Raw genomic sequence first — 8,884 nt, 5'->3', positions numbered from 1 at the left:
ATGCCTTGACTTCAGAACCCCGGCAGAGGCCTTCTCCTCTCAACTGTTGCACTTCGAGTGTGAATCCACCTCCTGGCTTTCGCCAGGACGACGCCAAGAAGATGGCGAGCCCTACACCCCGTCCACCACCACCCCCGCCCCCGTGATCAGCGGCCCGATCTCGCGCTCCAGCACCTGCTGCACCAGATCGTAGGAATCGATGATCTCGCGGATCTGCGCCACCTGTCCGTTGCGGAAGGTGTAGAACACCGCGATGTCGAACTGCACGACGCGGCCGTTGCTGCGCTTCCTGAAATAGGCGTGCATGTAGGTGGCGACCTCGTCGCCCTCGGCGACGATGTGCGGCGCCTTGTAGCGGACTTCCGAATAGCGCGACCAGACCGTCTGCCAGAGTGTGCGCAATTCGGCCTTGCCGTGGCGCGGCACCATGTGCGGCAGGATGTCGATCGGCGCGTGGGTGAGGAAGTCGACGTCGTCGGTGCAGCACGACAGCGCGGCCTCGATGTCGCCGCGCGCGAAGGCGTCGAGCAGATGCACGACGCGCTGGCGATTGAGCTTCTCGACCGTCATTCCGCCCGTCCTCATTGGCCGCGTGGCGTTGCGCAACGCTAACGCGTGGTTTCGCGCAGCGGCAATCCGCAAAACCACAGGGGGTGTTGCAGTCGATATGACGCGCAAGCGCAATGCCAGGTTCATGGCTGCAATTACGGGTTGAGCGGCCGCGCGCCTGCACGAATTCACGCGCATTCGACTGCCTGGCGTGCGAGGCGTGTGGACCAATGCGCAATGCCGAGCCCGCGCAGGCGCTTGGAACCGCGATGCGCCCGCGCCCGTTGAGACGCCGACACCGCATCCGGAGACATCGATCCATGAAATCCCCGCTTCTAGCCGTCGCCGCCGCCCTTCTCGTGCTCAGCGCAACCGCCACCGCCAACGCCAAGGGCTGCATCAAGGGCGCCGTCGTCGGCGGCGTCGCCGGCCACTATGCCGGTCATCACGGCGTCCTCGGTGCCGCTGCCGGCTGCCTCTACGGCCGGCACCATGCGAAGGAACAGGAAAGGCAGCGGCAACAGCAGAGCCAGGTGAACGGGCAGGGGAAGCTGTAGCGCCGCGGAAAATTTCGCTCCCCCCGCCTTTGATCGAGCGCGCTCCGATGGTAAGTTCATATTCGCGTGCGCTACGGTTGAATCGGGCGAGGGGCGATGGATTTCGGGAAGTCCTTGTGGGGTCTCGTTCTCGCAATCCTGTTTCTATATGCCCTCATCGCTTTTGTGAGAAACGCCTCCCGTTCGCAGGGCGTCAAATACAATTGGCTCGGCGTGCTGCTGTCGTTCTCGACGATTGGCCTCGCAATCTATTTCGTCTTCTTCCGCCAGCTTTGATGCCGCTTGCTCCTGCGCTGCTCCGAAACGGTGCGTGAGCCATCTCACATCTCCCTTACGACGTTGTGGCTACCATCATCCGCATGTCATCACGGGGACATGCCATGGCCACCATCGCCGCTGCGAGAAAGTCCCTCCTCCACAACGCGCTCGAAGGGCTTGCGCTGACCGCGATTCTCCAGAGTTTTCCAACCTTCGCCGCCGCCGCCTTCCTGCTCAAGCTCTGCGGCGACCACGACCTCTCCGGCGACCCCGGCGTCGCCATCTTCGTCGCTATCGCCTCGCTGATGCACGCGCTGCTGGCCGTGACCCTCGGCCCGAGCTTCCCCGCTGTCTTCAAGACCGTCTACGAACCGAAATTCTTCGAAGCCCATCTGTCGCTGTCCGACAAGATCACGGCCTGGCGCACCCGGCCGGTCGCCTCGCTCCAGCTCGTGACCATCGTGCTGCTGCTGTCGGTGATGGCCGTGGTGACGGCGAGCGTGGGGTGAGGGGCATATCGCTCCCTCGTCATTCCGGGGCGCCGCAAAGCGGCGAGCCCGGAATCCATAGCAACGACTGGCGCGGGTGATACTGCGCCGCCTACCTCTTCTTCCACCCGCCGCGATGACCCGGCGCGCCGCCGCTGGAGCGCGGGGTGGGCCCGAACTCCGGGCCCGACTGTCGCGAGTCGGTCGGCTGGATGATCCGGCTCTCGCCGCCGAACGGTTTTGACGGCAGCGCGCGGTTTTCGCGATAGGGCAGCGATTCCGGGCCGTGCATTTCGTCGAGATGCGGCTTGTGCACCTTCGAGCCGCTGCCGCCGCCGCTGGCTTTCAGCGCCGAGCTCACGGTCTTCTTCTTCATGGCGCTGACGGGCAGGTTCGCCGCGTCGCCGTATTTCTTCGTGCCCGCGTAGGCGCCGGCCTTGCCTTGCACCGTGCGCTGTTTTGCGGTGGGGTCGTCGACGACCGCGAGCTCGGTGGCGCGCAGGCGCTTGACCTCGTCGCGCAGGCGCGCGGCTTCCTCGAAGTTCAAATCGGCGGCGGCCTCGCGCATGCGGGTTTCCAGGTCGGCGAGCACGGCTTCAAAGTTGTGGCCGATCGAGATGACGTCGTCGGTCATGTCGTGGCCGCCGACCTCGACCAGCACGTGGTCGCGCTCGTAGACCGAGTTGAGGATGTCGCCGATCTGCTTCTTCACGCTCTCCGGCGTGATGCCGTTGGCGGTGTTGTACTCGACCTGCTTCTCGCGGCGCCGGTTGGTTTCCGCGATGGCGCGCTCCATCGACCCCGTCATCTGGTCGGCATAGAGGATCACCTTGCCGTCGACGTTGCGCGCGGCGCGGCCGATGGTCTGAATCAAGGACGTTTCACTGCGCAAAAAGCCTTCCTTGTCGGCGTCGAGGATCGCGACCAGCGCGCATTCGGGAATGTCGAGGCCTTCGCGCAAGAGGTTGATGCCGACCAGAGCGTCAAAGGCGCCGAGCCGCAAGTCGCGGATGATCTCGATGCGCTCGATGGTGTCGATGTCCGAGTGCATGTAGCGCACGCGAATGCCCTGCTCGTGCAGATATTCGGTGAGGTCCTCCGCCATGCGCTTGGTCAGCACCGTGATCAGCGAGCGATAGCCGGCATGCGCGGTGGCGCGCACCTCGCCGACGAGATCGTCGACCTGGGTGCGGGCGGGGCGGATATCGACGGGCGGATCGATCAGCCCGGTCGGGCGAATGACCTGCTCGACGAACACGCCGCCGCTCTCGTTGAGCTCCCAGCCGCCTGGCGTGGCCGAGACCGCGACCGTCTGCGGCCGCATCATGTCCCATTCCTCGAACCGCAGCGGGCGATTGTCCATGCAGGACGGCAGGCGGAAGCCGTATTCGGCCAGCGTCGCCTTGCGGCGGAAGTCGCCGCGGAACATGCCGCCGATCTGCGGCACGGTGACGTGGCTCTCGTCGGCGAACACCAGCGCGTTGTCGGGCACGTATTCGAACAGCGTCGGCGGCGGCTCGCCGGGGCGGCGCCCGGTGAGATAGCGCGAATAGTTCTCGATGCCGGCGCAGCTTCCCGTCGCCTCCATCATCTCGAGGTCGAAGGTGGTGCGCTGCTCCAGCCGCTGCGCCTCCAAAAGGCGGCCCTGGTCGTGCAGCTGGTCGAGCCGCTGCTTGAGCTCTGATTTGATCGACTTGATCGCCTGCACCAGCGTCGGGCGCGGCGTCACATAGTGCGAGTTGGCGTACATCTTGATGAATTCGAGCTCGTCCTGCTTGTGGCCGGTAAGCGGATCGAACTCCTCGATGGTCTCGATGGTGTCGCCGAACAAATTCACGCGCCAGGCCCGGTCTTCGTAGTGCGCCGGGAAGATATCGATGACGTCGCCCCTGACACGGAAAGTACCGCGGGTAAAATCGGCCTGGGTGCGCTTGTACTGGAGCGCGACGAGGTCGGCGATGAGCTGGCGCTGGTCGATGCGCTCGCCCTTCTTCAGCGCGAAGGTCATCGCGGTGTAGGTCTCGACCGAGCCGATACCGTAGATGCAGGACACCGAGGCGACGATGATGACGTCGTCGCGTTCGAGCAGCGCGCGCGTCGCCGAATGGCGCATGCGGTCGATCTGCTCGTTGATGGAGGAATCCTTCTCGATATAGGTGTCGGTGCGCGGAACGTAGGCTTCCGGCTGGTAGTAGTCGTAATACGAGACGAAATACTCGACCGCGTTGTCGGGGAAGAAGTTCTTGAACTCGCCATAGAGCTGGGCGGCCAGCGTCTTGTTCGGCGCCAGGATCAGCGCGGGGCGCTGCGTCGCCTCGATCACCTTGGCCATGGTGTAGGTCTTGCCGGAGCCGGTGACGCCGAGCAGCACCTGCGAGCGGTCGTTGCGCTCGATGCCCTCGACCAGCTCGGCGATCGCGGTCGGCTGGTCGCCGCGCGGCTCGTAGTGCGACTTGATCTCGAAGCGCACGCCGCCTTCGGACTTTTCCGGCCGCGGCGGCCGGTGCGGCGTCCACACCTTCATGGAGCCGTCGTCCTTGCGGAACTCCGGCCGGCCTTCGCGGATCAGCGACTCCAGCGCATCCGCGGTGGCCTTGACGCCCAGCGCCTCCATCTTGGAGCGCGGTGGCCGTGCCAGCGCTTCGGCATCGTCCTCCTCGGTGGGAAGACCAAGCTGTCGCGCCAGTTCCGGATCGAGCGTCGGGATCGTGGCCGCGGTGCCGTAATTGGCCTGCGGCGCCTCGTCCAGTCCCGCCGGGCGGTCGCTGGGGAAGTCCTTCGGCGTCGAGGCCCGCGCGCGATGCGCGGCCGCCTCGCCCCCGGCGCGACGGTCGCGCGAATTGTCCGGCGGCGGCTGGAGGCCGGTGCCCGATCCAAGCCCGGCATCGCCGCGGTTGATGGCGGGATTGAGCAGCTCGGCCAGCGCCGGCCCGATCGGCTGCACGTCAGGGCGATGCGCCTTCGAGTTCGGGGCTTTGGATTTGGGGGATTTGCCGGATTTTTCGGAGGATGCAGGTTTCTTCGCCATGGGGCGAATATGGGACGAGTCCGCCCCTCAGGAAAGGGCGAATGCCCGTCCGTGCTCAGGCTGCTGACAGCAGGTTGGCAGCAGGCAGGATCACGCCACCGGCGGCGGGGCCTCGTCGTCCCCGGCCGCCCGGTGCGGCTTGAGGATGTCGAGGTGGATCCCGCCGCAACCGGTGCAGCGCATGGTCCAGTACTCGCACCCGGCGCGGCCGCCGATCACGCGGACCACCGCGAGATCGCCGTCGCATTCCGGACAATTCGACAGGACGGTGCGGTCGTAGATCCGAGGCCGTGTTGCGTCGTCGAATTCGATGACTGACATGACCGGTTCCCCTTTTGCGCGCTGTCCCTGACCGATCATTCGTCGTCGCTGTCGTCCGCCCGCCGGCGGAAGCGATCGATATGGTGCTTGGCGTCGGCGATCGCGGCGTCGCGATCGGGCCAGGCGAAGCCGACTTCCATGGCCGGAAACAGCACGCCGTCGATGGCAACCGGGCTGAAATCGGCGCGCCGGATGCGGGCGTGCCACAGTCCCTTGCCAGCTTCGAAGGATTCGATGTCAAAGCCGTCGTAGATGGTCGTCATTGGTAGTCCCCAGAGTGTCTAGTTCGAGTCTCTTGCTCGAGTGCCTTGTTGGAGGGTCAGGGGACCACGTTTGCGGATTTCAGGATGTGAAGCCGTTCACAATGGACGGGGTTTTTTGCCGGCGGAACCGCTGAATGTCAGTTCCGCGTGGTGGTGCGGCCGGTCCGCCTCACTGGGCGGGCGGCAGGTTCCGACGCCGCGCGCATGATCCAGCGGCGGAACGCGGCGAAATCGCGCTGCTCGGTCTGGAAGCTGCGATAGACCAGGTACCAGCGCATTCCCTTGGGCACCGAGAGGTCGAACGGCGCCACCAGGCGTCCGGCGGCGAGATCGTCGTCGATATAGGGCCGGATGCCCATGGCGATGCCGAGCCCGTCGGCGGCGGCCTGGAGTGCCTGGCCGTAGAACTGGAACTCGGGCCCGCGCGCATTGATCCGCGCGAGGTTGGCGGCCTTCAGCCAGATCGGCCAGTCCTCGGCTGAATGCGCGACGCGGATCAGGCTGGGTCCCCTGAGATCGGCCGGCCGCTTCAATGAGGCGGCGAGACCGGGGCACGCAGACCGGCGTGAGGTCGCCGGCGAACAGCGGTTCGGCGACGAGCCCGGGCCAGTCGCCGGTGCCGAGCTTGATGCCGCAGCTCCAGTCCTCGCCGAACGGCACCGATGCGCCGCCGGTGGTGAAGCGCACCTCGATGTCGGGCTCCTCGTTGCGAAACTCCGACAGGCGCGGGATCAGCCAGCGCATCGCAAAGGTGTGGCCGACGCCGATGGTGAGCACGCGCACGCTGGAGGGCGCCGTCACCTGCGCGGTGAGACTGGCCAGCGCATCGAAGATCGGCGTCAGCCCGCTCTGATAGGCGCGGCCCGCCTGCGTCAGCACCAGCCTGTTGGCCTTGCGCTCGAACAGCGCGACGCCGAGCCGCTCTTCGAGCAGATGCACCATGCGGCTGACGGCTGCCGCCGACACGTTGAGCTCGACGCCCGCCGCAGCAAAGCTGCCGGTCCGCGCCGCCGCCTCGAATGCCTTGATGCCGTTGAGAAACAGCAGCCGCCGCAAATGACCAACCCTCAGGAAAGCTGATGCCAGGGCAAGATAACTCAGTTTGCGCGAAGGGGGCAAGCGAGGCACGTTCCCCATCGCCTCTCCCCGCGTGCGGGGAGAGGCCGGAAGCCAAGCGCAGCTTGGATTCCGGGTGAGGGGGAGCCTCCGCGAGTCCAACTGCTACCGTCCCTGCGGAGACTCCCCCTCACCCCACCCTCTCCCCGCAAGCGGGGAGAGGGAGTGAAGCAGCCTGCGTCCCTGACCGTCCTACAGGAGATTCCCCACGTGACGCCCATCATGATCGCTGCCCTTGGATTGCTGATGGTCGCCACCGCGTTCCTGTCGGGGCTGTTCGGCATGGCGGGTGGGCTGATCCTGATCGGCGTGCTGCTGGCCCTGATGCCGCTGCCCACCGCGATGGTGCTGCACGCGATCACGCAGATGGCCTCGAACGGTTGGCGCGCGTTCCTGTGGCGTGCGCATATCCGCTGGCGGCCGGTCGCGAATTATATGGTCGGCGCTGCCATCGCGCTCGCGGCCTGGTCGCTCACCCGCTACGTGCCTGATAAGCCAATGGCGCTGCTGCTGCTCGGCATCACCCCGTTCATGGCGCGGCTGCTGCCGACGAACATCAAGCCGGACCCCGACAGGCTCTGGCAGGGCACCGTCTATGGCACGATCTGCATGGGCTTGATGCTGATGACCGGCGTCTCGGGGCCGCTGCTCGACACCTTCTTCCTCGGCGGCGATTTCGGCCGGCGCGAGAAGGTGGCGACGAAGGCGATGTGCCAGCTCGTCAGCCATTTCACCAAGCTGATCTATTTCGGCGGCATCATCGACCAGGCGGCGAGCCTCGATCCCGTGCTCGCCGGCGTCGCGATCGCAGCCTCGATGCTCGGCACCACGCTGGCGCGCCGCATTCTCGAAGCCATGACCGACCAGCAATTCATCGCCTGGTCGAACAAGCTGATTACCACCATCGCCTGCTACTACGTCGCCTATGGCGGCTGGCTCCTGGTTCGGACCCCGGTGCTGGCGGCCTTCGACAAGGGAGGTTTGCAATGAGCGAGACCGCCGATCCGCTGGTGCTGGACTTCGTCGAATGGGTCGCGCGCGAGCCGCGTGCCTATGCCGAGGTGGTTTCGACCTGGAGGACCTCGTGCCCGCGCCTCACCATCTGGGAAGACGCCGCCGACCGCGGCTACGTTGCGCGCGAGACGGTTGCCGGTCTCGGGCTGGTCATCGCGGTGACGGAGGATGGCGAAAGGTTTTTGCGAACCAACGGGCGGTAGTTTCTTCGCCTCTCCCCGCGCCCTCGCTGTCATCATCCGCGAAGGCGGATGATCCAGTAAACACCGGCAGTAATGCATCTCACGACCGCTGCGGCGTACTGGATGCCCCGCCGGAGCCTGTCATCGGGCTCGCCAAAGGCGAGACCCGGTGGCGGGGCATGACGACCGAGATTGTTGCGCGCATCTCTCTCCACATCGTCATTGCGAGCGCCAGCGAAGCAATCCAGAATGTCTCCGCGGCGGCAGTCTGGATTGCTTCGCTGCGCTCGCAATGACGGAGCACCAGCCATGTCGCTGAAACTGTTCGAACTCGTCGGCACCGACGCCGCGCGCCCCTTCAGCCCGTATTGCTGGCGCACGCGGATGGCGCTGGCGCACAAGGGATTGGCGGCGGAATCGCTGCCCTGGCGCTTCACCGAGAAGAGCGCGATCGCGCCGCACGGCTCGGAGAAGGTCCCGGTGCTGCTGCACGACGACAAGCCCGTCGTCGATTCCTGGGCGATCGCGAACTATCTCGAAGATACCTTTCCGGATCGCCCGTCGCTGTTCGGCGGCGAGGGCGGCCGCGCCATGGCGCGCATGCTCAACGCCTTCGGCGACATCGCCATCGTTGGCGGCATCTTTCCGCTGATCATTGCCGACATTCCCAAAAACCTTGCTGAGGCTGATGCCGCCTATTTCCGCCAGTCGCGCGAGGCGCGCTTTGGCGGCAAGACGCTGGAAGAGATCATGGCCAGCCGCGATGCCGGCGTGGTTGCCTTCCGCAAATCGCTCGAAGTGATGCGGCAGACGTTCAAGACGCAAGCCTATCTCGGCGGCAGCACGCCGAACTATGCCGACTACATCGTGTTCGGCGGATTTCAGTGGGCGCGGGTGGTGAGCCCGTTCCAGCTGCTGGACGCTGATGATCCGGTCTATGCGTGGCGCGAGAAGCTGCTCGATGCGTTCGACGGCATGGCGCGGACATCGCCGGGGCACGCGGTGTAGCCGCAGGCGTCGTCCTGGCGAAAGCCAGGAGGTGGATTCACACTCGAAGTGCAACAGTTGAGAGGAGAAGGCCTCTGCCGGGGTTCTGAAGTCAAGGCAT

10 protein-coding genes and 1 pseudogene are annotated in these 8,884 nt (G+C 65.7%); 6 read left to right on the top strand and 5 right to left on the bottom strand.

The window, feature by feature from the left end:
- Nucleotides 1-111: 111 nt before the first annotated feature.
- Nucleotides 112-570: a nuclear transport factor 2 family protein gene (locus A3M7_RS0137250; protein ID WP_027548442.1), complete on the bottom strand. Its 459-nt coding sequence runs from the start codon at nucleotides 568-570 to the stop codon at nucleotides 112-114.
- Between the two features lie 299 nt (nucleotides 571-869).
- On the opposite strand from A3M7_RS0137250, the gene A3M7_RS0137245 reads away from it, so the two are divergent.
- The 3 genes from A3M7_RS0137245 (at nucleotide 870) to A3M7_RS0137235 (ending at nucleotide 1,873) form a co-directional block, all read left to right on the top strand.
- Complete coding sequence (locus tag A3M7_RS0137245) at nucleotides 870-1,106, top strand: hypothetical protein (protein WP_027548441.1); 237 nt, start codon at nucleotides 870-872, stop codon at nucleotides 1,104-1,106.
- Between the two features lie 96 nt (nucleotides 1,107-1,202).
- Nucleotides 1,203-1,382 carry a hypothetical protein gene (locus A3M7_RS0137240; RefSeq protein ID WP_027548440.1) on the top strand — a complete coding sequence of 60 codons (180 nt, stop codon included), beginning with the start codon at nucleotides 1,203-1,205 and terminating at the stop codon, nucleotides 1,380-1,382.
- A gap of 104 nt (nucleotides 1,383-1,486) precedes the next feature.
- Nucleotides 1,487-1,873 (top strand): hypothetical protein, encoded by a 387-nt coding sequence (locus A3M7_RS0137235; RefSeq protein WP_027548439.1) that lies wholly within the window; start codon nucleotides 1,487-1,489, stop codon nucleotides 1,871-1,873.
- Between the two features lie 91 nt (nucleotides 1,874-1,964).
- Here A3M7_RS0137235 and uvrB read toward each other — a convergent pair whose 3' ends face one another.
- The 4 genes and pseudogenes from uvrB to A3M7_RS0137215 form a co-directional block, all read right to left on the bottom strand.
- Complete coding sequence (gene uvrB / locus A3M7_RS0137230) at nucleotides 1,965-4,880, bottom strand: excinuclease ABC subunit UvrB (protein WP_084302856.1); 2,916 nt, start codon at nucleotides 4,878-4,880, stop codon at nucleotides 1,965-1,967.
- Nucleotides 4,881-4,970: 90 nt separating this feature from the next.
- Nucleotides 4,971-5,201 (bottom strand): hypothetical protein, encoded by a 231-nt coding sequence (locus A3M7_RS0137225; protein ID WP_027548437.1) that lies wholly within the window; start codon nucleotides 5,199-5,201, stop codon nucleotides 4,971-4,973.
- A 35-nt stretch (nucleotides 5,202-5,236) separates the two neighbouring features.
- Nucleotides 5,237-5,464, bottom strand: a complete 228-nt coding sequence (locus tag A3M7_RS0137220) for a hypothetical protein (protein WP_027548436.1) — start codon at nucleotides 5,462-5,464, stop codon at nucleotides 5,237-5,239.
- Between the two features lie 137 nt (nucleotides 5,465-5,601).
- Nucleotides 5,602-6,520: pseudogene (locus A3M7_RS0137215) on the bottom strand (LysR substrate-binding domain-containing protein).
- Nucleotides 6,521-6,790: 270 nt separating this feature from the next.
- Between A3M7_RS0137215 and A3M7_RS0137210 the strand changes: the two are divergent.
- The 3 genes from A3M7_RS0137210 to A3M7_RS0137195 all read left to right on the top strand — a co-directional run bounded on the left by A3M7_RS0137210 (nucleotide 6,791) and on the right by A3M7_RS0137195 (nucleotide 8,784).
- On the top strand, nucleotides 6,791-7,570 hold the full coding sequence (locus tag A3M7_RS0137210; RefSeq protein WP_027548435.1) for a sulfite exporter TauE/SafE family protein: 780 nt from the start codon (nucleotides 6,791-6,793) through the stop codon (nucleotides 7,568-7,570).
- Entirely contained in the window at nucleotides 7,567-7,797 is a 231-nt protein-coding gene (locus A3M7_RS0137205; RefSeq protein ID WP_027548434.1) for a hypothetical protein, read from the top strand. The genes A3M7_RS0137210 and A3M7_RS0137205 overlap by 4 nt, the downstream gene beginning before the upstream one ends.
- A 288-nt stretch (nucleotides 7,798-8,085) precedes the next feature.
- Nucleotides 8,086-8,784, top strand: coding sequence for a glutathione S-transferase family protein (locus A3M7_RS0137195; protein WP_027548433.1), 699 nt, complete (start codon nucleotides 8,086-8,088; stop codon nucleotides 8,782-8,784).
- Nucleotides 8,785-8,884 lie beyond the last annotated feature (100 nt).

It is taken from the genome of Bradyrhizobium sp. WSM2254 (assembly GCF_000472645.1).
Taxonomy (GTDB): domain Bacteria; phylum Pseudomonadota; class Alphaproteobacteria; order Rhizobiales; family Xanthobacteraceae; genus Bradyrhizobium; species Bradyrhizobium niftali.
This window is presented reverse-complemented; position numbering and strand designations above follow the sequence as displayed.